Source organism: Pseudomonas sp. SCA2728.1_7 (assembly GCF_018138145.1).
Lineage (GTDB): Bacteria > Pseudomonadota > Gammaproteobacteria > Pseudomonadales > Pseudomonadaceae > Aquipseudomonas > Aquipseudomonas koreensis_A.
In genome coordinates this window covers 3,356,175-3,378,303 of the sequence record NZ_CP073104.1, presented here as the reverse complement: position 1 = coordinate 3,378,303, position 22,129 = coordinate 3,356,175, and the positions used below count along the sequence as shown (strand labels likewise).

Below are 22,129 nucleotides of genomic sequence, written 5' to 3'. Positions count from 1 at the left end.
CTGTGGGAGCGAGCCTGCTCGCGAAGGCGGCGTGTCAGTCGACAGACTTGTTGGCTGACCCACCACTATCGCGAGCAGGCTCGCTCCCACTTTGGTTTTGACTCAGGGCTGGAATGTCTTCCCGGCCCTACAACTGATAACTGAAACTGATGCTGTACCGCGGCCTGCGATTGAACGTGTCCAGGGCTTCATCCGACATCGCCTTCGCCGCTTCCAGTGCAATGTTGTAGTACTTGGCATCGCCAAACCGCAGCCCGATTGCTGCCGATGACAGATTGTTGGCCTTTACCGGCAGTTCATTGAACCAGCTGCGCGAGCGGTCGAGCACCACGTACGGTTGCAGGATGCGCACCCAGTTGCCGTCGCGGTTGAAGCTGTAGTTGACCTCGTACGCCACGCCCCAGCCCTTGTCGCCGGACGCTTGATCGTCGGGATAACCGCGACCGAAATTCTGCCCGCCGAACACCGCGCGCTCGCTGTCGGGCAGGCTGTCGTCGCTCCAGTACAGCGCGGCGGACAGCACGCCTTGCCAGTTATCGAGGAACTTGTTGCTCTGCACCCCGGACAGGCGTACGCGGAAGAAATCGAGATCGATGCCGTCGTAGTTGGTATGCGCGCCCAGGCTGTCGAAACCCTGATACACGCCGCCACTGAGAATCCGCAGTTGCCGGGCATCGGCCTTGCGCCAGTCGCCTTCGAAAGCCAGAGCGCGTATGTCGGTGCGGAACTCGGTGCTGAACGGGAAGTTGATGCCGTTGTAGCGGGTCTTGTCATCGACGGCGTACAGGCGCGAGCCGGCGGTCAGCAATTCGTTGGAGGCGGCAATCAACGGCAGGGTGAAACCGATGGAGTAGCGGTCGTTTTCACGATGGGTGCTGAGTCGACCACCGCCGTCGATGAGCACTTCGGTACTGGGATCGGCGCGGTAGCGTGAAGCGGACAAGGCAAGTTGCGCGCCCTCGTCATTGAGGAACTGGTTGTAGTCGAGGCGGTAGTAATGTTCGTGATCATCACCCGGTGGAAACAGACCGCTGAGGGTCAGTTGTTCGCCCATCGAGGTTTGCGAATTGCTACTGACGCCGAGCAAAGCCTGGGTGCCGTTGCGGTTGTCTTCGGTGGTGCTCAGCGTGCTGGTGAAGGGTTTGCGACTGGCCTGGGCGACCAGCGTTGTCGCGCCGTCGGTGGTGCCAGGCGGTGGCACCTGGGCCTGGATCGTGACGCCGGGGATGCGCGTCATCAGCGTGGTGTAGCGCTCGAAGGTCTTGCGGGTCAGTGGTCGTTCGGCCTGGATCTTCGCTGCCAGTTTGTCGAGCAGCGCTCTGACCCGGCCGACATCGCCCTCGATCTGGATATCGCGAACGTAGCCTTCCACCAGCACCACGCGCGCTACGCCGTCATTGAAATTTTGCTGCGGCAAGAACGCGTAGGACAGCAGGTAACCGTCCTGCTGATAGCGTCGAGTGATGTTGCGCGTGGCTTCGATCAGGTCGGCGAGCGTGGCTTGGCGGCCGATCAGGGGTTTGTAGATTTCGGCGAGCTCGTTGAGCGGATAGAGGGTGCCGCCTTCGATCTGCACGGTTTGCAAATTGATCTTGGTATCCATCAGTAGCGGTTGCGCAGCGGCGGCACCGGCGTCCGGCACTTGCACGGGCGTAGCGCTCGGGCGATAGGCGTCGGCCGGCAGGTTGGGCACGGGCAGGTTGCGGATGGTTTCGTTGCTGTTGAGAAAACTGGGCAGGGTGTCGGCGAGGGCGGCGGAACTGATACTCAGGAACAGCAGGGATGCCATTACGCGCATAGGACACTCCATGGTCAGATCACAGCACTGGGCTGAATTCTCCTAAGAAAAAAGGCGGAAGACTCGTGGGAATCTTCCGCCCTCAACCAAGCGTAGGCGCTGTAGGTGAGGCCGTCGAATCGGCCAGGTGCAATTTAGCGTTGGTTACCTCCCAAGGCGCCGGTCAGACCGCCGAGTACACCGCCCAGACCGCCACCGGTGGTACCTCCGGTGGTACCTCCGCTGGTACCCCCGCTGGTACCCCCGCTGGTACCGCCGTTGACCAGACCACCGACGGCGGCGACGGTACCGCCGACGTTGTTGACCAGTCCACCGACCGCCGTGGTGACCGGGTTGTTGGTCGCGGCAATGGTGGTGCCGATACTGCTGACCGCACCGCCAACCTGGCCGGTGAGGCTTGCGACGGGTGATCCGATACCGGTCGCTGCGCCGACTTGTTGAGTCACGTTGGTCACAGCGCTGGTGACCGGATTCACACTCGTGCCCAAGGTGGCGCCAACCGTGGCCAGAGGTGAGGTTGTCGCGGTGATCGGCGTGCCCGATCCGCCGAGTACGGTGTTGAGCGAAGCGACGGTATTGCCGAGGCCGGTAGCGGTAACGCCGCCGGCGCTGACGACGCCATTGGTATTGCCGGCATTCAGCCCTGCGCCGACGTTGACCACGGCACCGCCGACGGTTTGCAGCAGGCCAGTACCACCGAGGCCGCCACCCAGACCACCACCCACGCCACCAGTACCCGAGCCGGTGCCGTTGGACACCAGACCGCCAGCCTTGCCGACCGCGGTGCCGGTATCGCTCAACGCGCCGCCGAGGGTGTTGGTCAAGGCATTGCCGTTACCCGCATCGGTGAGCCTGCCGCCCAAGGTGTTCACCGAAGTGCCGACTTGCGAGATCGCGCCTTTGAGTGGATCGCCGAGCCCGGTGGCAGTGCCGAGTTTGTCCGTGGTGCTTTCGACCATCGCGATCACGGGTACCAGACTACCGCCGACTTTGTTCGTCAGTTGGCTGGTCGGGCCGTTGGTCAGCGTGGTGTCGAGGGTATTGCCGAGCATGGTGACTTTCTCGCCGACACCATCAAGCAGCGGCGCGACTTTGGTCACAACACCGCCCACCACCGGAACGCTGCCGGTCGCGGTTGCCAGTTTGCCGCTGAGATCAGAGACGCCGTTACCCACATCGGTCACCACGCCGCCGACCGAAGCGACGGTGGTGGTCAGGCCTTTAGGGTCGGTCGCCAGCTTGCCTACGCCATTGGCGACACCGTCACCCAAGGTGCTGACGACATTGCCGGCGGTGTTGGCCGCACTTTGTACAACGCCACCGACAACAGGAACGCTGCTCAGCGAGTCACCGATCTGGCCAACGCCATCGCCGACGCCAGCGACGGTATTACCGACATCCTGCACCAGCGTGGTGGTCACCAACGGTGTGGTGGTTGGATTAGTCGGGTTGGTGGGGTCGGTCGGATCTGTCGGGTTGGTTGGATTGGTCGGATCGGTGCCACCAGTGCCACCCGTTCCGCCAGTATTGCCAGTACCACCGGTCCCACCGGTCCCGCCAGTCCCGGCGGTATCACCGCTGCCACCCGTGCCACCTGTGCTCCCCGTGCCGTCACTACCCGATGTGCCGCCAGTACCCGCCGTACCATCCGCCGAAGAACTGCCGGAGCTGCTCTTATGACCGCCACCACCGCTGCTGCACCCGGTGAGGCCAAGGGAGAGAATCAATGCCAGAGCGATTGCCGATTTGCACCATACGCCTTGAGTTTTCATGATCGTAATTCCTTGCACCTGTCACAACGTTCGTTGACTTCGATGGCTCGCCGATCTGTCGTCGGTGATGCCTTCGACCGTTGTGCTCAATCTCAGTCCAGGGGCGGGTTTCAGACCATTCTCAAGTTGGTATTAACGCCTTTATATAGAGGGCGAAGTTCAGCGCCTAAGGACTAATACCCACGATATAGCCGCACAAAAAAAGGCCTTGATAATCAAGGCCCGGTTTTTTTCAGTGGAAGGAGGAAGGACGGCGAAAACTTAAGTTATATACACACAATTAACGGTGTCCCGCGTGCTCAGGCAATCGGTTGCCACTGCCCGACCATGTGCTCCAGGTCTTGTGCACCGATCAGCCGCAACTCACCACTGGACCCCGCCGCACTCGCCAGCAGCGTCACTTCACTGGGCAGGCGCACCGGTTTGCGAAAGTGCACGGCGATCTCGAGGTTAGCCTTGGGCAAATGATCACCCAGCGCCGCCAGGGTCCGAGCCTTGTTCCACAAACCATGGGCGATGGCTGTTGGAAAGCCAAACAGCTTGGCGCTGGCTGCACTCAGGTGAATCGGGTTGTAGTCTCCGGAGACTTTGGCGTATTGCCGACCGATATCGGCCGGCGCTTTCCAGCGCGCCACCTCCACCAGCGATTGCGAGGGTTCCCAGGTTTGTTCGACAGCTTCACCCTCAAGCTTCACGCCGCGACAGAGCATCTGGCTTTCGGCTTCCCACAACGGCCCGAGCTGGTCATCCAAGGTGGTCAGCAGATCGAACGTCGCACCTTTGGGATGCGCTTGCAGGTTGGTCACGCGCACGCTCACCTGCGCCCGACCGATCCCGCCCATCGGTCGCAACACGCGAATGCGATTGCGCAGATGAATCAACCCTAACAGCGGGAACGGAAATGCTTTGGCGGTGAGCAATTGCATCTGCAAGGCAAAGGCGAGGATATGCGGATACGTCGGTGGCAGCAGACCGTCATCGACGAATCCGCAGACCTTGCGATAGGCCGCCAAGCGTTTGCCATCGACATCGACCCAACAGCGCAAACCACTGTCGGGCAACCGGGTGCCGGTGATTTTCCGTCGCGTCGCCGCCCGTGCATACAGCCCGGGCAGACTCGGCTCGCGATCCAGCGTGTGCCATTCGATGCTCATGCCTAAGCCCCCAGAACACTTTGTCCACAGACCCGCAACGCCTGCCCGGTAAACGCGCCGCTGCCCGGTTGCGCCAGCCACGCGACCGCTTCGGCGACGTCTTGCGGCAAGCCGCCCTGACCCAGCGAACTCATGCGCCGCCCGGCCTCACGCAGGCCGAACGGAATGTGCGCGGTCATCTGCGTTTCGATAAAACCGGGGGCAACGGCGTTGATGCTGATACCGCGTGCCAGCAGCGTGGGTGCCCAGGCCTGCGCCAGACCGATCAGCCCGGCCTTGCTCGCGGCGTAGTTGGTCTGCCCACGGTTGCCGGCGATGCCACTGATCGAGGCCAAAAGAATCACCCGCGCGTTGTCGTGCAGCGTGCCGCTGTCGAGCAGCGCTTGGGTCAGCACTTGCGGCGCGTTGAGGTTGACCGCCAGCACCGCGTCCCAGAACTCCGGTGTCATGTTTGCCAACGTCTTGTCGCGGGTGATACCGGCGTTGTGCACCAGAATGTCGAGGCCGTCAGGCAGATGTTCGACCAGCTGCGCGGCGGCGTCTTCGGCGCAGATATCGAGGGTGATGGCGCGCCCGCCGAGGCGCGCGGCGAGGGCTTCGAGATCGGTCTTGGCCGGGGGCACATCGAGCAGGATCACCTCGGCGCCATCGCGGGCCAGTGTTTCGGCAATGGACGCACCGATGCCGCGTGCAGCGCCGGTGACCAGCGCCTTGCGCCCGGCCAGCGGCCGTGTCCAGTCATTCACTGGCGTCGCACAAGCGGTCAGGCGAATGACTTGTCCGGACACGAACGCGCTTTTTGGCGAGAGGAAAAACCGCAGCGGACCTTCCAGTTGATCTTCAGCGCCTTCGCCGACGTAGATCAGTTGCAGCGTGCCGCCGCTGCGCAGCTCCTTGGCCAGCGAACGGGAAAACCCTTCCAGCGCTCGTTGCGCACTGGCGGCAAACGGATCGCTGAGGCTTTCCGGGGCGCGGCCAAGAATCACCAGGTGCGCGCTGTGGTCGAGGTTTTTCATCAGCGGCTGGAAGAATTCGCGCAGTTGCTTGAGCTGGTCGGTGTGCAGCAATTCACTGGCGTCGAACACCACGGCTTTGAGTTTCGGGCCGTGGCCGGGAATCCATTCAGTCGCGGTCGTCGGTTGCTCGCCGTAGCGGTAGATACTCTCGGTCAAACGGTTGGCGAAAGCGCTGACGCGTTCGGCCAGCGGCCCGCCGCCGATCAGCAGCGCACCTTCCACTGGCCGCAGGCGCCCGGCCTGCCAGCGTTCCAGTCGCACCGGCGACGGCAGGCCCAGCGCCCCGACCAGACGATGGCCGATGGACGAGTTGGCGAAGTCGATATAGCGGTCAGACATGGAACGCTCTCCAGAAGTTGGGGTTCAAAGTGTGGACTGTCGATGGCAATCAATCGTTCGATCCACGCAATAAGGCCTACGCTTGAACAGCAGAGTAGTTTGCCCCCGGCGTTTGTGTTGCCGAACGCACATTCATAAACACAGCTGACCCCCTGTAGGAGTGAGCCTGCTCGCGATAGCGGTGTATCAGTCAAGAAATGTTTATCTGACCCACCGCTATCGCGAGCAGGCTCACTCCTACAAGGGATTGGCGTGAATTCAGACCTTTGGACAAGGAGTTATTCATGAGTCAGCTGCGCCGCGTCGCGATCATCGGCGGTAACCGTATCCCTTTCGCCCGTTCCAACGGCCCGTACGCCACCGCCAGCAATCAGGCGATGCTGACCGCCGCCCTCGAAGGCTTGATCGAACGCTATAACCTGCACGGCCAGCGCCTCGGCGAGGTGGTGGCGGGCGCGGTGCTGAAATTGTCACGAGATATGAGCCTGACCCGTGAATGCGTGCTCGGCTCGCGTCTGTCTCCGGCGACGCCCGCCTACGACATTCAGCAAGCCTGCGGCACCGGCCTGGAAGCGGCGATCCTGGTCGCAAACAAGATCGCCCTCGGCCAGATCGACTGCGGCATTGCCGGTGGCGTCGACACCACCTCGGACGCACCGATCAGCGTCAGCGAAGGCCTGCGCAGAATCCTCCTGCAAGCCAACCGCGCCAAGACCACCGGCGACAAACTGAAAACCTTTCTGCAATTGCGGCCCAAACATCTGATTCCGGATTTCCCAAGCATCGGTGAACCACGCACTGGTCTGTCGATGGGCGAGCACTGTGAATTGATGGCGCAGACCTGGCAGATCCCGCGTGAAGAGCAGGATCAACTGACCCTCGAAAGCCACCAAAAACTGGCTGCGTCTTACAGCGAAGGCTGGCACAACGACTTGATGACGCCGTTCCTTGGTCTGACCCGCGACCACAATTTGCGTCCGGACCTGACCCTGGAAAAACTCGCGACGCTGAAACCGGCCTTCGAAAAAAGCGCAAAAGGCACATTGACGGCAGGCAACTCCACACCGCTGACCGATGGCGCGTCGGTGGTATTGCTCGGCAGTGAGGAATGGGCGAAGGAACGGGGTTTGCCAATTCTCGCGTACCTGCGCGATGGCGAAGCGGCGGCGGTGGATTTCGTCAACGGTGCCGAAGGGCTGCTGATGGCGCCGGTGTACGCTGTACCGCGTTTGCTGGCGCGCAACGGGCTGACCTTGCAGGACTTCGACTACTACGAAATTCACGAGGCTTTTGCTGCGCAGGTGCTGTGCACGCTGAAGGCTTGGGAGGATCCGGAATACTGCAAAACCCGCCTGGGCCTCGATGCACCGCTGGGCTCGATCGATCGCAGCCGACTGAATGTGAAGGGCAGTTCGCTGGCGGCTGGGCATCCGTTCGCCGCGACTGGCGGGCGTATCGTCGCCAATTTGGCCAAGCTACTCGATGCGGCAGGCAAGGGCCGGGGTCTGATCTCGATTTGCGCCGCGGGCGGGCAGGGCGTCACCGCCATTATCGAACGCTAACGCTAGAAGAGCCCCTCACCCTAACCCTCTCCCGGAGGGAGAGGGGACTGATTGGGGGATGTTTGAGGGATACGCCGACCTGATCGAGCTTTACCGAATCCATAATCGACGGTGTTTAACTCAGATGTTTGGCCCGGTCCATAATCGACGGTGTTTCAGTCAGATGGTTAGCCCAATCCATAATCGACGCGGTATTTCAGGTCGATGTATAACGCCAGACACCTCGGTCGGCTCCCTCTCCCTCCGGGAGAGGGCTGGGGTGAGGGTAAAAGGGCTGAAACCGCAGATGTCAGATTCTGTCGCAAATGCCCTCAACGGCCGATACCAACAAACAGGCAAGGCTCGGCTATGATTCGCAGCGGTCGATTTTTCGGCACAGTGTGTGCATTCACAGGTTCACAGGTCGGCAACCCCTCCCCGTAATGCGAGGATTGCCGTATAACGAGTGACATTCGCGTGTTTGGTAATAAAGGACCCACAATAAAAGCTGATGAAGACTCCAAAACGCATTGAACCCCTGATCGAGGACGGTCTGGTCGACGAAGTGCTGCGCCCACTGATGAGTGGTAAAGAAGCAGCTGTTTATGTGGTGCGCTGCGGCAATCAGTTACGTTGCGCAAAGGTCTACAAGGAGGCGAACAAACGCAGTTTCCGCCAGGCGGCCGAGTATCAGGAAGGCCGCAAGGTCCGCAACAGCCGACAGGCTCGCGCGATGGCGAAAGGCTCCAAGTTCGGTCGCAAAGAGACCGAAGATGCCTGGCAGAATGCCGAAGTGGCGGCGCTGTTCCGTCTGGCCGGTGCCGGTGTGCGAGTGCCCAAACCGTACGACTTCCTCGATGGCGTGCTGTTGATGGAACTGGTGGCCGACGAATTCGGCGATGCCGCGCCGCGTCTCAATGATGTGGTGCTGGAGCCGGATCAGGCGCGCGAGTATCACGCGTTCCTGATCTCGCAGATCGTGCTGATGTTGTGTACCGGTCTGGTGCACGGTGACCTCTCGGAGTTCAACGTGCTGCTGACGCCGACCGGCCCGGTCATCATCGACCTGCCGCAGGCCGTCGACGCTGCCGGTAACAACCACGCGTTCAGCATGCTGGAGCGCGATGTCGGCAACATGGCTTCGTACTTCGGGCGCTTTGCGCCGGAATTGAAGCTGACCAAGTACGCCAAGGAAATGTGGGCGTTGTACGAAGCCGGCACCTTGCACCCGAACAGTGTGCTGACCGGTGAGTTCGATGATCCGGAAGACCTGGCCGATGTGGGCGGGGTGTTGCGCGAGATCGAAGCGGCGCGCCTCGACGAAGAGCGCAAGCAGGCCATCCGTGCTGCGGACGACGAGCCGAAAGGCAAGTCCGACGAACCACCGCCGCCACCGTGGATGCAGTGATCGCTTGACGAGAAACCCGGCTTCGGCCGGGTTTTTTGTTTGAATCAGAAGCCTTGGAAGCCCAGAAGCCCCTCACCCCAGCCCTCTCCCGGAGGGAGAGGGAGCTGACCGAGATGTCTGGCGTCATACATCGACCTGAAACACCGGGTCGATTATGGATTGGACGAGGTCAGCATTTGGAATTGTCTGGATTCGGTAAAGAAATTTCAGGTCGGCGCATCTCCACAGCATCCCCCAATCAGCCCCCTCTCCCGGAGGGAGAGGGGGCCGACCGAGATGTCTTGCGTCATACATCGACCTGAAACACCGGGTCGATTATGGATTGGATGAGTTCAGCATTTGGACCTGTCTGGATTCGGTAAAGAAAATTCAGGTCGGCGTATCTCCACAGCATCCCCCAATCAGTCCCCTCTCCCCCTGGGAGAGGGTTAGGGTGAGGGCTCTTTCGGATCAACGCAATTTCACGTCTACTGTCCACCGCTCCAACCACACTCAAGGACTGAATGTGACTACCCCGCGCAACACCCACCTGATCGTCACCGCCCGCCTGATCTCCGATTTCGGCGCCTTCCTCAACATGGTCGCGCTGGCTACCTACGTCTACCTGCTGAGCAACAGCGCCATGAGCGTCGGGATCTTTCTCGCCAGTCGTGTGGGCGGAGGGATTTTTGCCAGTCTGATCGGCACCGCGTTTTACCGCCGCTGCAGTGGGCGCGCACCGCTGATCGCGTTCGATCTGCTGCGCGCCAGTGTGCTGGGTCTGTTATTGGTTGTGCCCGTCAGCCAGCAGGCCCTGCTGTTGCCGGTGATTGCGTTCGGCCTGGGCCTGGGCAACTCGATGTTCGCCATCGGTCTCAACAGTCAATTGCCGCGTTTGATCCCCACTGATCAATTGCTCAAGGCCAACGCCTGGATCACCTCAGCGTCATCCGCTGCGATGGTCGGTGGCAGTCTGGTTTCAGGTTTGCTGGTGGCGGGTTTTGGTTTTGAAACGGTATTCGCCCTGAATGCGCTGACCTATTTGCTGGCAGCGTTATTGATCGTGCCGCTGCGGTTCGCCCCCGCGACCGTCAACGACGAACCCGAACGGGGCGAATGGACAGCACTCAAGCAAGGCCTGCGCGCGGCACCGGTGATTGCCGCGATGCTTGCGGTGACGATGGCCGACACCCTGGGCAGCGCCGCACACAACGTCGGCTTTCCGATTATTTCCAAACTGCTCACACCGGATTCTGCGAGCACCACGCTGGGCCTGATGCTCGCGGTGTGGGCCAGCGGCAAATTGCTGGGTGCGCGAATCGCCAGCCGTCTCAAAGGCTCGGACAACATCCACCTCGAACGACGGTTTTTCTTCGGTGTGGCACTGATGTCCTGTGGCTTTATCCTGATGTTCCAGCAACACAGCCTCTACGGTCTGCTGCTGTTTTCCTTGCCGGCGGGACTGGGTGACGGCTTTTCCGAAGTCGGGCTGATGTCGCGTCTGCAACGCGAACCCGAGCGATTGCGGCTGCCGATTTTCAGCGTGCTGACCTTGCTGCAGATGACCGGGTTCGGCATCGGCATGCTGATCGCCGCGCCGTTCTACGGGTGGTGGACGCCGGGTGCCGTGGTCATGCTGTTCCATGGCATTCCCCTCGGCACCTTGCTCACGGTGAAAGTGCTCGCCCTCAAGCGCGGGCGGGTTGCGCGCAGCAGCCCGACGCCAGTTCCTTGAGGATCGGGCAATCAGGGCGGTGGTCGCCGTTGCAGTGCTCGACGAGGTCTTGCAGGGTGTCGCGCAATTCGCCGAGTTCGCGGATCTTCTGATTCAACTCGTCGATGTGCTGGCGGGCCAAGGCCTTCACATCGGCGCTGGCCCGTTGGCGATCCTGCCAGAGGGTCAGCAGTTTACCGACCTCTTCCAGCGAAAAGCCGAGGTCCCGCGAGCGCTTGATGAAGGCCAGCGTGTGCAGGTCATCGTCACCGTAGAGCCGGTAACCGCTGTCGGTGCGATGGGCCGCTTTGAGCAGGCCGATCGACTCGTAATAGCGGATCATTTTTGCGCTCAGGCCACTGTGTTTGGCTGCTTGACCGATGTTCATCGGTGCTCCTCCAGGTCCTTGGGTTTCCAGGTTTTCAACAGTAGCGCATTGCTCACTACGCTGACGCTCGACAGCGCCATGGCTGCACCGGCCAGCACCGGGTTGAGGAAACCGAACGCCGCCAGCGGAATGCCGATCAGGTTATAGACGAAGGCCCAGAACAGGTTCTGACGGATCTTCGCATAAGTCTTGCGACTGATCTCCAGCGCCGCCGGCACCAGCCGTGGATCCCCGCGCATCAGGGTAATGCCCGCCGCGTGCATGGCCACATCGGTGCCGCCGCCCATGGCGATGCCGATGTCCGCCGCCGCGAGGGCCGGGGCGTCGTTGATGCCGTCACCGACCATGGCAACCACGCCGGTTCTTTTCAGCTCGGTGATGGTGGCGGCTTTGTCCGCCGGCAGCACTTCGGCGTGAACATTGCGGATGCCCAAGGCCTCGGCGACGACTTTGGCGCTGCCGCGATTGTCGCCGGTCAGCAGATGGCTGTGGATATCGCGGGCGGCGAGTTGTTGCACGGCTTCCAGTGCGCCGGGTTTCAGAGTGTCACCAAAGGCGAACAAACCGAGCACTTGCGGTTCAGGACTTTGCTCGATCAACCACGACAACGTGCGGCCTTCGGTTTCCCAGGCGCTGGCGGATTCGGCAAGGTCTCCAGCGCTCAAGCTGCTTTCGTCCAGCATGCGCCGATTGCCCAGTGCCAGACGACGACCATCGAGACTACCGGCGATGCCACGACCGGTCAGCGACTGGCTGTCGCTGATATCCGGTACGTGCAGTCCTCGTTCCGCTACGGCATCGAGCACCGCTTTGGCCAACGCGTGTTCGCTGCCGCGCTGCAGGGCTCCGGCCAGTTTCAGCAGCTTGTTTTCATCACCATCGATGGCGCTGAAATGGGCAATACGCGGGGTGCCAGAGGTCAGCGTGCCGGTCTTGTCGAACACGACGCTGCTGACTTCATGGGCGCGTTCCAGTGCTTCGGCGTCCTTGATCAGAATGCCGTGGCGCGCCGCTACGCCGGTGCCGGCCATGATCGCCGTCGGCGTCGCAAGACCCAGTGCACACGGGCAAGCGATGACCAGAACAGCGACCGCATTGATCAGCGCAGTTTCGATTGGCGCGCCGTAGAGCCACCAGCCGATCAGAGTCGCCAACGCTAAAACCAGCACGGTGGGCACGAACACCTGACTGACTTTATCCACGAGTTTCTGGATTGGCGCTTTGGCGGCCTGAGCGTCTTCGACCAGTCGAATAATCCGCGCCAGCACGGTTTCCGCACCGAGCGCCTGAGTGCGCACCAGCAAGCGACCCTCGCCATTGATCGCGCCGCCGGTGACCTTGTCCCCGGGTTGTTTCGGCACCGGCAGACTCTCGCCGCTGATCAGTGCTTCGTCGGCATGACTCTGGCCTTCGATGACTTCGCCATCGACCGGGAAACGTTCGCCGGGTTTGACCAATACCAGATCGTTCAGGCGCAACGCGCTGATGGCGACATCCTGCTCGCGGCCATCGATCACTTGAATCGCCCGCTCCGGACGCAACGCTTCCAGCGCGCGGATGGCGCTGGCAGTCTGGCGTTTGGCGCGGCTCTCCAGGTATTTGCCGAGCAGTACCAAGGCTATGACCACCGCCGACGCTTCGAAATACAGATGCGGCATGCGCCCGGCAGCGGTGGCCCATTCGTAAAGGCTCAGGCCGTAACCGGCGCTGGTGCCGAGGGCGACCAGCAAGTCCATATTGCCGGCGCCAGCACGAACGGCTTTCCACGCCGCTACATAAAAGCGTGCACCGAATATGAACTGCACCGGCGTGGCGAGGGCGAATTGCGCCCAGGCCGGGAGCATCCAGTGGATGCCGAACGGTTGCAGCAACATCGGCGCCACCAGCGGCAGGGCGAGGGCGATCGCGCAGATCAGTGCCCAGCGTTCATGTTTCAGGCGCTGTTGTTGGTTATCGGTTTGTGGGTGTTCGGCTTGCCAGACGCTGGCCGAGTAGCCGGCCTTGTTCACGGCGTCGAGCAAGGTTTGTGAGTCGACCTGACCGAGCAATTCGAGGTGCGCACGTTCGTTGGCCAGGTTGACGCTGACGCTTTTCACTCCGGGGACTTTGTTCAGCGCACGCTCGACGCGACCGACGCACGACGCGCAGGTCATGCCTTCGATAGTCAATTCGATGGTTTGCTGCGGGACGCTGTAACCGGCACGTTCGACCGCGTCCATCAACGCCGGCAAGCTGTCGCCCGGCGCCTGCACACGGGCCTGCTCGGTGGCGAGGTTGACGCTGACGGCACTGGCGCCGCTGACTTTGCTCAAGGCCCGCTCGACACGCCCGGCACAACTCGCGCAGGTCATGCCGGCAATCGGCAGGTCGAAAGTGATGGAATCGGACATCGGTCGTACTCCCTGTAGTAGATGCCTACAAGGATCAACCTTGCCATGCGGGCAAGGTCAAGCGCCATTCTTTGACTCGCCGCAAAACCAACTGTGGGAGCGAGCCTGCTCGCGAAAGCGGCGGGTCAGTCAACATCATCGCTGAATGACACACCGTATTCGCGAGCAGGCTCGCTCCCACAGGTTTGTATTTGCTTAATAGCCGAGATCGGCGCGCTTCAGGTACATGCCTTCCTGTGTCATCGCGATCCGGTACTTCTGCACATCGCCCGCCTGCAGTTTTATTTCCTGCGAACCCGGTGCGAGCAAGCCCGGATTGCAACCCGGTACCTGCCCCGGCAGTAGTTTCAGACGTAGCGAAACAGTGCCAGGTGGCAAGTTGAAAGATGTGCTCTGTTCCTGAAACAGGCGTGCCGACAGCTGATCCTGGATATACACACCGATCTCGCAGGAGGTTGCCACTTCCAGACGCTCACGGGAGATGATCAGAACGCCGTAATCCTCGCCGGCAGCTTGCACTTGAGGAACGGCGGCAAAGAGACTGAGAAAGCCAAACAGGCTGAAAGCTGACCAGCGCATGGCTGAATCTCCTGAATCGAGTCATTGATGTACGCAGCTTGGCCGAGCGCGGCGCCGATTGCCAGCCCGGCAGTTTATTGAAGAACTTGACCTTGCCATCGTGGCAAGCTCGAAACTGCCGGCAACCTCACTCAAAGGAGTCATTCCATGCAAGTGTTCAACGTTCAAGGCATGTCCTGCGGTCACTGCGTCAAAGCCATCACCAACGCGGTTCAGGCCAAAGATCCGGCGGCCAGCGTGCGGGTTGATCTGGCTGCGAAAGAGGTCGGCGTCGAAAGTGCGCTGAGCGCCGAGCAGGTGATTGAGGTCATCAGCGAAGAAGGCTACGCGGTGAAACTCGTCTGAAGTTTTATAGTTAGCGAGCTATCGGAATGTTCAAGGCGTCCGGGCGCGGCTAGACTGTCGGGCTGCCGACTTGCCAACCTGGATGCCTGATGAACTTCCGTACCATTCTGATTCTCGGTGCCTTGACCGCCTTCGGGCCCTTGGCGATCGACTTCTATTTACCTGCATTTCCCTCGATGGCGCTGGCGTTCGGCACCGACGAGAAACACGTGCAGATGACGCTGGCGGCATATTTCGCCGGGTTGTCCATCGGCCAACTGGCTTACGGCCCGGTGGCGGATCGTTTTGGCCGACGTATTCCATTGCTGGTCGGCCTCACGCTGTTCACCCTGGCATCACTGGCCTGCGCTTATGCGCCAAACCTGGAATGGCTGATCGGTGCGCGCTTCGTCCAGGCGTTGGGCGGTTGCGCGGGGATGGTGATTTCTCGGGCGGTGGTCAGCGACAAGTGCGACGCGGTGGGCTCGGCGAAGGTCTTCTCGCAATTGATGCTGGTGATGGGCCTGGCGCCGATTCTGGCGCCGATGCTCGGCGGTCTGCTGGTCAACACCACAGGCTGGCAGTCGATCTTCCTGGTGCTCACCGGGTTCAGTGCACTGGCCGGATTGGCGGTGGCGCTGGGGCTGCCGGAAAGTATGCCGGCGCACATGCCGCGCCAGCCGTTGTCCGGCGCACTGCGTCAGTACGGGCGCTTGCTCAAGGATCGGGTTTACCTCGGCCATGCCCTGACCGGCGGCATCGCCATCGCCGGGATGTTTGCTTATATCGCCGGCTCGCCGTTCATCTTCATCAAACTGTATGGCGTGCCGGCCGAGCATTTCGGCTGGTTGTTCGGCACCAACGCGGCGGGTTTCATTCTGGTGGCGCAGGTCAACGCGCGGATGTTGGCCAAGCGCGGCCCGGCCTTCCTGCTGTCGCGGGCGGTGTGGGTGTATTTCGCCGCCGGGCTGACGCTGCTCGCGGTCAGCGCAATGCACACTGAATCCTTGTGGCCGCTGCTGATTCCACTGTTCATCTGCGTATCAAGCCTGGGCTGCATCAGCCCGAACGCCGCAGCCTGCGCGATGAACGGGCAGGGCGCGCGCGCCGGCAGTGCCTCGGCGCTGCTCGGCTGCATGCAATTCAGTGTCGCTGCCGGGGCTTCGGCAATGGTCGGGGTGTTGCACGACGGCAGCGCCGTGCCGATGGCAATCGTCATCAGCCTGTGCGGTTTACTGGTGGTGTGCGTGGCGCTACTCACCCGCCGTCTGCAGAATGCCCGGGCACTGGCGCAAGCTCAGGCCGAGGCATAAATAACCTCAGCCGGCGGCGCGCTGCTGGCTGCGATCGGGAATCTGATGGGGCGCGCAAAGTCGCGCTTCAAGGGTGCGGGTGAAGGCCAATGCTTCGGCTTCACTGCGGAATGTCACGGCGTGTTGGTCCAGACGAACCTGCCATTGAGACTTTGCCACTTCTTTTATCAGGATCTTCATTGCTGACCTCCCTTGCGTAAAAGATGTATCGCAGAGGCTTCGATTGTAGACCTGAATACGATCGCAATTGTGACAACGGTCAAGCATCGGACTGACGGCAAAAAACAGCGCAGCCCCGCCGACCGCTCTAGGTCCGGCGAAGGCTGCGCTGTGCGGTTTTTTAGAAACCTTCTAAAACAATTTTCCCCTTGGCTTTGCCACTTTCCAGCAGCTCATGGGCGCGACGCAGGTTCGCGGCATTGATCGTGCCGAAGTGCTCGCCCACCGTGGTCTTCAACGTCCTGGCATCAATCAGCTCAGCCACGCGATTGAGCAGTTTGTGCTGCTCGATCATGTCCGGCGTTTCGAACAGCGAGCGGGTGTACATGAACTCCCAGTGCAGCGACAGGCTCTTGCGCTTGAGTTTGCTGATGTCCAGCGACTTCGGATCGTCGATCAGTGCCAGTTTGCCTTGCGGCGCCAGCGCCTCGACCAGTTGATCGAGGTGCTGATCGGTCTGAGTCAGACTGGCGACGTGGCTCACGCTGTCGATCCCGGCGCGCTTGAGTTCTTCGCTCAGCGGCTGGCTGTGATCGATGACCAGGTCGGCGCCCAGTTCTTTGACCCAATCGCGGGTCTGCTCGCGGGATGCGGTGCCGATCACCTTCAGCCCGGTCAGTTGCCTTGCCAATTGCGTGAGGATCGAGCCAACCCCGCCGGCGGCACCGACGATCAGCAGGCTCTGGCCTTCATCGGTTTTGCCTTCGCGGATTTGCAGGCGCTCGAACAGCAATTCCCACGCGGTGATCGCGGTCAGCGGCAGTGCGGCGGCTTCGGCAAAACCGAGGGATTTTGGCATATGGCCGACGATGCGCTCATCCACCACGTGCAGTTCGCTGTTACCGCCGGCACGGGCGATGGAGCCGGCGTAGAAGACTTTGTCGCCAGCCTTGAACAACGTCACGTCGCTGCCAACAGCCTTGACCACACCGGCAACGTCCCAGCCCAGCACTTTCGCCGCGCCGTTTTCCGGTGCCATGTTCTGGCGCACTTTGGTGTCGACCGGGTTGACCGAGATGGCTTTGACTTCCACCAGCAGGTCGCGCGGGCCGGCGACCGGTTCTGCCTGTTCGATGTCTTGCAGGGATTTGGCGTCGCTGATCGGCAGGGAAGCGTAATAGGCGATGGCTTTCATGAATGGCTCCGTACAGTTAATAGTAGAAGATCAGGCAATCGCGCCGAGGCGCTTGAGCTGAAAGTGTTCGATGGCGTGACCGGCGCTGGCCTGGAAATGCTGGAAGTGTGCGCTGGCGTTGTGCGCCTCGAGAATCGCTTCGCTGGCCCAGTGTTCGATCACATAAAACACCTGCGGGTCGGCGAGATCGCGATGCAAGTCGTACTGGCTGCAACCGTCTTCGGCGCGACTCGGTTCAACCAGGGCGCGCAGTCCCTGTTCAAGAAGATCCTGTTGGCCCGGTTTGGCGACCAGGGTGGCGATAGCGGTGAATGGCTTGGACATGCTCGGCTCCTAGAGAGGCGGTATGAATGCGATGGAGAGATGATTGGCTATTTCTCTGCGAGATAAAACCGGCTAAAAGAGCAGTCTCTTTCAATATTTTTTTGATAATCGAGGCTGAGCATGCTGCGTTTTGACGACTTGCAGTTGTTTGTCCGGGCGGCGGATCTGGGCAGTCTGTCGGCGGCCGCGCGGGTGATGGACATGTCCGCTGCCGTGGCCAGTGCGGCGTTGAAACGGATCGAACAGCAGCTCGGTGCGCGGTTGCTCGCGCGTTCGACCCGCAGTTTGCGTCTGACGGCCGAGGGTGAGGGCTTTCTCGAATACGCCCGCGCAGCGTTGAGCAACCTCGATGAAGGCCGGCGTCTGCTGGCCAGCGGCCAGGATCAGGTCAGCGGGGTGTTGCAGTTGTCGGCGCCTTCGGACTTCGGCCGCAACCTGTTGCTGCCGTGGCTCGATGAGTTCCAGCGCGAACACCCCAAACTGACCGTGCGTTTGCTGCTTGGCGACCGCATCGCCGATCTGTTTCGGCAACCGGTGGACATCGCCTTGCGCTATGGCGAGCCGGAAGATTCAAGTCTGGTCGCCTTACCCATCGCCCCGCAAAACCGCCGCGTGCTGTGCGCCTCGCCGGCGTATCTGGCCCGGCACGGCGAGCCGCGTCAGCTCGAGCAACTGGCTCAGCACAATTGCCTGCTGTACATGCTCGGCAGCCGGGTTCATGACCACTGGAGTTTTCACGACGGCAAACGTGAAGTCGGGCTGACTGTCAGTGGCGACCGCTTCAGCGATGACGCTGACGTCGTGCGCCTGTGGGCGGTGGCCGGCGCCGGAATTGCCTACAAGTCGTGGCTCGATGTGGGCGCCGATGTGCTCGCCGGACGCCTCAAAGTGCTGCTGCCAGAGCTGCTTTGTGAGCGCGCACCGCTGAATTTGCTGTGCGCCCATCGCGCACAATTGAGTAAGCCGGTGAACCTTCTGAGGGAAATGCTCGCCAGCCGATGCGCTGATTTGAGTAGTCAATTTCCCGTTTTTCCGAAAGTTGATCATTAGTCGCAGGTAAATAGAGAAATTTCTGTCAGGAACAATCACCACCTGCGCAGGCCCCGGCGCGGGACGCGGGGGCTAACCCGCTTATACTAGCGCCCGCCTCATGCCAGCACCGACACCCCGGCCCGGAGACCCTCGCAGCGCGTCGCCAGTCTTCGAGTGACGGTCGCGCATCTGCTGCGGGTTCTGTGCCGGAGCAGGCTGCGTCAGCGGCTTGCCTCGCCCCGGTTCATGGCGATTTTCGCGTCTTGGCCGATGACTCATTACCGGCCAAGATGTCTCCGAGCAGTAGACGATACGATTCAACAGGGAGTGAACACATGGAACATGCACCTTGCATCAGCCAGATTGCCACGCTGCTGGCCGACCCCAAGCGCAGCGCGATGATGTGGGCGTTGATGGATGGCTCGGCCCGGCAAACCGAGGAGCTTGCGCTACTGGCAGGGCTGTCGCCGTCGTCGGCCAGCGCACATCTGGCGCGGCTTTCCACGGGTGGTCTGTTGAAGGTCGAAGTCCGTGGTCGCAAACGCTTTTTCCGTCTCTCGGCACCGGAGGTCGGGGCCGCGATAGAAGCATTGGCCAGCGCCACCATCGCCAGTGCTCCAAGGGAAATTCCCGAAGTATTCAAACGCACCACCCCCATGGCCAAACCCCAGACCGCGCCGTCCTCGTTGTTGCGCGCGCGTTTTTGCGATGACCACCTCGGCGGCACGCTGGCGGCGGATCTGTATCAGCGGCTGCTTGATGCCGGCTGGATCGAGCAGCTTGAACAACGTGTCGTGGTGACCCACAAAGGGGCGAAACTGTTGGCCGGGCGCGGCGTGTTCATTCAGGCGCTGGCTCATCGCAACGTACAAGTGGCGTGCGCTTGCCCGGACTGGAGCGAGCGCCGTCCGCACATGGGTGGCTCGCTCGGCGCGGCTTTGCTGCAGCTGTTCATGCAGTCCGGTTGGCTGACGCTGCCCAACGACTCAAGAGCCCTGCAATTGACGGCCACCGGCCAGCGGGAACTGCACCGGTTCGCCAAGGAAACCGAGCTGGAAATGGCGTTGTAGAGCACTGGCTTTCGACGTCAGCACTTCTGGCGTCGTCCACGGTTGCGAACAGGTCGCATCCAGCACGAACGCGGTGTCGCTATCGCGCACACTCGATCCGGGGACATTTCGGATAGGGGGGCGGCATGGACACTCACGGCTACAGCGCGGCAGAACGCTTGGAACGACTGCCCATCAGCGGTTATCACCGGATCATTTTCATCATCATCGCCCTGGCGTTTTTCTTCGACTCCATGGACCTGGCGATGATGACGTTCCTGCTGGGCTCGATCAAAGCCGAGTTCGGTCTGAGCAGTGCGCAAGCGGGGTTGCTCGCCAGTTCGAGCTTTTTCGGCATGGTGCTGGGGGCGTCGCTGTCCGGCATGCTCGCCGATCGCTTCGGGCGCAAACCGGTGTTTCAGTGGAGCATCGTGTTGTGGGGCGTGGCCAGTTATCTGTGCTCGACGGCGCAAACGGTCGAGACGCTGACGCTGTTCCGCATCCTGTTGGGGATTGGCATGGGCATGGAGTTTCCCATCGCCCAGTCGATGTTGTCCGAGCTGATTCCGGCGCAACGACGCGGACGTTACATCGCGTTGATGGATGGCTTCTGGCCGCTAGGTTTCGTGGCGGCCGGCGTGCTGTCTTATTTTCTGCTGCCGTTGATCGGTTGGCGCGACATCTTTCTGGTGTTGGCAGTGCCAGCAGTGTTTGTGCTGGCGATCCGTTTTTTCATTCCCGAGTCACCGCGCTGGCTGGAGCAGGCCGGCAGGCATGACGCGGCAGACAAGGTGTTGAACGGCATCGAGGCGCGGGTGCGGTCGTCGCTGGGCGGTGCGGCGCTGCCGGAACCGATTCGTTTGCCGCGCACGGTGACGCCGCCGGGCAACTTCTTTGCGGCGCTCAAGCAGATCTGGTCGCCGCAATATCGCCAGCGCACGACGATGCTCTGGAGTCTGTGGTTCTTTGCGCTACTCGGGTTTTACGGGCTGACCTCGTGGCTCAGTGCGTTGCTGCAACAATCGGGATTCGCCGTGACGCAGTCGGTGTATTACACGGTGCTGATATCTCTGGGCGGGATTCCCGGCTTTCTCATGGCCGCGTGGCTGGTCGAGCGTTGGGGGCGCAAACCGGTGTGCATCGTCACTTTGCTGGGTGGCGGGGTGATGGCGTTTCTGTATGGGCAGAGCGCGGTGTTTGGCGGCAACGTGGCGCTGCTGATCGGCACCGGGCTGCTGATGCAGTTTTTCCTGTTCGGCATGTGGGCGGTGCTCTATACCTACACGCCGGAGCTGTATCCGACCTCGGCGCGGGCGACAGGCTCGGGGTTTGCCTCGGCGATTGGCCGCGTGGGTTCGTTGCTCGGGCCGTTAGTGACCGGACTGGTGTTCCCGATTACCGGGCAGGGCGGGGTGTTCGCGCTGGGCGCGGCGTGTTTTGCGATCGCGGCGGGGGTGGTGTGGCTGTTCGGGATGGAGACGCGGGGGAAAACTCTGGAGGAGCTGACTGAAACCCAATCCATCGGCTAACACCTATCCAATGTAGGAGTGAGCCTGCTCGCGATTGCGTTCTGTCAGCTAACACATCTGTGGCTGACACTCCGCTATCGCGAGCAGGCTCACTCCTACAAGGGTTTTGCGGTGTTGCTTACGGTTTTACCAGGCGCGCATCCAGGCTGTTCTGCGCCAGGCGCTTAGCCTGATCCTGGGTCATGCCCAAATGCTCATGCAGCGCGTAGAAGTTCTCGGTCACATAACCACCAAAGTACGCCGGGTCATCGGAGTTCACCGTGACCTTCACGCCACGTTCGAGCATGTCGAGAATGTTGTGCTGCGACATGTGATCGAACACGCAGAGTTTGGTGTTCGACAACGGGCACACGGTCAGCGGGATCTGCTCGTCGATGATCCGCTGCATCAGGCGCTCATCTTCGATGGCGCGCACGCCATGGTCGATGCGCTGGATTTTCAGCAGGTCGATGGCTTCCCAGATGTACTCCGGCGGGCCTTCTTCGCCAGCGTGGGCAACGGTCAGGAAGCCTTCGTGACGGGCACGATCAAACACACGCTGGAACTTGCTCGGCGGGTGGCCCATTTCGGAGCTGTCGAGACCGACCGCGACAAACGCGTCACGGAACGGCAGCGCCTGATCGAGGGTTTTCTCGGCTTCTTCTTCGCTCAAGTGGCGTAGGAAGCTGAGGATCAAACCGCTGGTGATGCCCAGTTGCTGCTCGCCATCCTTCAATGCCGCGGCGATGCCGTTGAGCACTACTTCGAACGGAATGCCGCGGTCGGTGTGGGTCTGCGGGTCGAAGAACGGTTCGGTGTGAATCACGTTCTGCGCTTTGCAGCGCAGCAGGTAGGCCCAGGTCAGGTCGTAGAAATCCTGCGAAGTGCGCAACACGTCCGCGCCCTGGTAATACAGGTCGAGGAACTCCTGCAGATTGTTGAACGCGTAAGCCTTGCGCAGGGTTTCCACGTCATTCCACGGCAGGGCGATCTTGTTGCGTTCGGCCAGGGCGAACAGCAGCTCGGGCTCCAGCGAGCCTTCCAGGTGCAGGTGCAGTTCAGCCTTGGGCAAGGCGTTGAGCCAGTCGTACATATTCTTTTCTCATCAGGTGCAATGGCGGCATTCTACAGATGCTCGCCGAAACAA

Annotated in this window: 19 protein-coding genes and 1 pseudogene; 9 read left to right on the top strand and 11 right to left on the bottom strand. The window is 61.3% G+C overall.

The window, feature by feature from the left end; translation table 11 throughout:
- Positions 1-127: 127 nt before the first annotated feature.
- The 4 genes from KBP52_RS15145 to KBP52_RS15130 form a co-directional block, all read right to left on the bottom strand.
- Positions 128-1,798, bottom strand: coding sequence for a POTRA domain-containing protein (locus tag KBP52_RS15145; RefSeq protein WP_116031685.1), 1,671 nt, complete (start codon positions 1,796-1,798; stop codon positions 128-130).
- A gap of 134 nt (positions 1,799-1,932) precedes the next feature.
- Entirely contained in the window at positions 1,933-3,570 is a 1,638-nt protein-coding gene (locus KBP52_RS15140; protein WP_212623070.1) for a collagen-like triple helix repeat-containing protein, read from the bottom strand.
- Between the two features lie 299 nt (positions 3,571-3,869).
- Entirely contained in the window at positions 3,870-4,724 is an 855-nt protein-coding gene (locus KBP52_RS15135; protein WP_212623069.1) for a MaoC/PaaZ C-terminal domain-containing protein, read from the bottom strand.
- A gap of 2 nt (positions 4,725-4,726) precedes the next feature.
- Complete coding sequence (locus KBP52_RS15130) at positions 4,727-6,079, bottom strand: 3-oxoacyl-ACP reductase (RefSeq protein ID WP_212623068.1); 1,353 nt, start codon at positions 6,077-6,079, stop codon at positions 4,727-4,729.
- A gap of 284 nt (positions 6,080-6,363) precedes the next feature.
- Here KBP52_RS15130 and KBP52_RS15125 point away from each other — a divergent pair, with 284 nt between their 5' ends.
- From KBP52_RS15125 to KBP52_RS15115, 3 genes are all read left to right on the top strand, one after another.
- Positions 6,364-7,641, top strand: coding sequence for an acetyl-CoA C-acetyltransferase (locus tag KBP52_RS15125; RefSeq protein ID WP_212623067.1), 1,278 nt, complete (start codon positions 6,364-6,366; stop codon positions 7,639-7,641).
- A gap of 490 nt (positions 7,642-8,131) precedes the next feature.
- Positions 8,132-9,028, top strand: a complete 897-nt coding sequence (locus tag KBP52_RS15120; RefSeq protein WP_007914672.1) for a PA4780 family RIO1-like protein kinase — start codon at positions 8,132-8,134, stop codon at positions 9,026-9,028.
- A 505-nt stretch (positions 9,029-9,533) separates the two neighbouring features.
- Positions 9,534-10,742, top strand: a complete 1,209-nt coding sequence (locus tag KBP52_RS15115) for an MFS transporter (RefSeq protein WP_212623066.1) — start codon at positions 9,534-9,536, stop codon at positions 10,740-10,742.
- On the opposite strand, the gene cueR is transcribed toward KBP52_RS15115, so the two are convergent.
- Together cueR and KBP52_RS15105 are read right to left on the bottom strand one after the other, a co-directional pair.
- The gene (gene cueR / locus KBP52_RS15110; protein ID WP_007914676.1) at positions 10,696-11,109 is read right to left on the bottom strand and encodes a Cu(I)-responsive transcriptional regulator; all 414 of its coding nucleotides are present in this window, start codon (positions 11,107-11,109) and stop codon (positions 10,696-10,698) included. The two genes, KBP52_RS15115 and cueR, sit on opposite strands and share 47 nt — an antisense overlap.
- Positions 11,106-13,499 carry a heavy metal translocating P-type ATPase gene (locus tag KBP52_RS15105; RefSeq protein WP_212623065.1) on the bottom strand — a complete coding sequence of 798 codons (2,394 nt, stop codon included), beginning with the start codon at positions 13,497-13,499 and terminating at the stop codon, positions 11,106-11,108. Before KBP52_RS15105 ends, cueR begins: the two co-directional genes overlap by 4 nt.
- 93 nt (positions 13,500-13,592) lie before the next feature.
- On the opposite strand from KBP52_RS15105, the pseudogene KBP52_RS30565 reads away from it, so the two are divergent.
- Positions 13,593-13,685: pseudogene (locus KBP52_RS30565) on the top strand (metal ABC transporter ATP-binding protein); the annotation flags it as partial.
- 9 nt (positions 13,686-13,694) lie between these two features.
- Here the strand turns inward: KBP52_RS30565 and KBP52_RS15100 are convergent.
- Positions 13,695-14,078, bottom strand: coding sequence for a hypothetical protein (locus KBP52_RS15100; protein WP_122606389.1), 384 nt, complete (start codon positions 14,076-14,078; stop codon positions 13,695-13,697).
- Between the two features lie 147 nt (positions 14,079-14,225).
- On the opposite strand from KBP52_RS15100, the gene KBP52_RS15095 reads away from it, so the two are divergent.
- Together KBP52_RS15095 and KBP52_RS15090 are read left to right on the top strand one after the other, a co-directional pair.
- Positions 14,226-14,423 (top strand): cation transporter, encoded by a 198-nt coding sequence (locus KBP52_RS15095; RefSeq protein ID WP_034154772.1) that lies wholly within the window; start codon positions 14,226-14,228, stop codon positions 14,421-14,423.
- An 89-nt stretch (positions 14,424-14,512) separates the two neighbouring features.
- Positions 14,513-15,715, top strand: coding sequence for a multidrug effflux MFS transporter (locus tag KBP52_RS15090; RefSeq protein ID WP_212623064.1), 1,203 nt, complete (start codon positions 14,513-14,515; stop codon positions 15,713-15,715).
- A 6-nt stretch (positions 15,716-15,721) separates the two neighbouring features.
- Here the strand turns inward: KBP52_RS15090 and KBP52_RS15085 are convergent, their stop codons facing one another.
- From KBP52_RS15085 to KBP52_RS15075, 3 genes are all read right to left on the bottom strand, one after another.
- On the bottom strand, positions 15,722-15,895 hold the full coding sequence (locus KBP52_RS15085; RefSeq protein WP_007914687.1) for a hypothetical protein: 174 nt from the start codon (positions 15,893-15,895) through the stop codon (positions 15,722-15,724).
- Between the two features lie 160 nt (positions 15,896-16,055).
- A complete protein-coding gene (locus KBP52_RS15080) occupies positions 16,056-17,069 on the bottom strand; it encodes a zinc-binding alcohol dehydrogenase family protein (protein WP_212623063.1) in 1,014 nt (337 codons plus the stop codon).
- A 30-nt stretch (positions 17,070-17,099) separates the two neighbouring features.
- On the bottom strand, positions 17,100-17,393 hold the full coding sequence (locus tag KBP52_RS15075) for a putative quinol monooxygenase (protein ID WP_137217615.1): 294 nt from the start codon (positions 17,391-17,393) through the stop codon (positions 17,100-17,102).
- A gap of 120 nt (positions 17,394-17,513) precedes the next feature.
- Between KBP52_RS15075 and KBP52_RS15070 the strand changes: the two genes are divergently transcribed.
- The 3 genes from KBP52_RS15070 (at position 17,514) to KBP52_RS15060 (ending at position 21,003) form a co-directional block, all read left to right on the top strand.
- Positions 17,514-18,443, top strand: a complete 930-nt coding sequence (locus KBP52_RS15070) for a LysR family transcriptional regulator (RefSeq protein ID WP_077570859.1) — start codon at positions 17,514-17,516, stop codon at positions 18,441-18,443.
- 317 nt (positions 18,444-18,760) lie between these two features.
- Positions 18,761-19,495 (top strand): helix-turn-helix transcriptional regulator, encoded by a 735-nt coding sequence (locus tag KBP52_RS15065; protein WP_077570861.1) that lies wholly within the window; start codon positions 18,761-18,763, stop codon positions 19,493-19,495.
- Between the two features lie 125 nt (positions 19,496-19,620).
- The gene (locus tag KBP52_RS15060) at positions 19,621-21,003 is read left to right on the top strand and encodes an MFS transporter (protein WP_212623062.1); all 1,383 of its coding nucleotides are present in this window, start codon (positions 19,621-19,623) and stop codon (positions 21,001-21,003) included.
- A gap of 118 nt (positions 21,004-21,121) precedes the next feature.
- On the opposite strand, the gene KBP52_RS15055 is transcribed toward KBP52_RS15060, so the two are convergent.
- Positions 21,122-22,075 carry an adenosine deaminase gene (locus KBP52_RS15055; RefSeq protein WP_008082147.1) on the bottom strand — a complete coding sequence of 318 codons (954 nt, stop codon included), beginning with the start codon at positions 22,073-22,075 and terminating at the stop codon, positions 21,122-21,124.
- Positions 22,076-22,129: the final 54 nt, after the last annotated feature.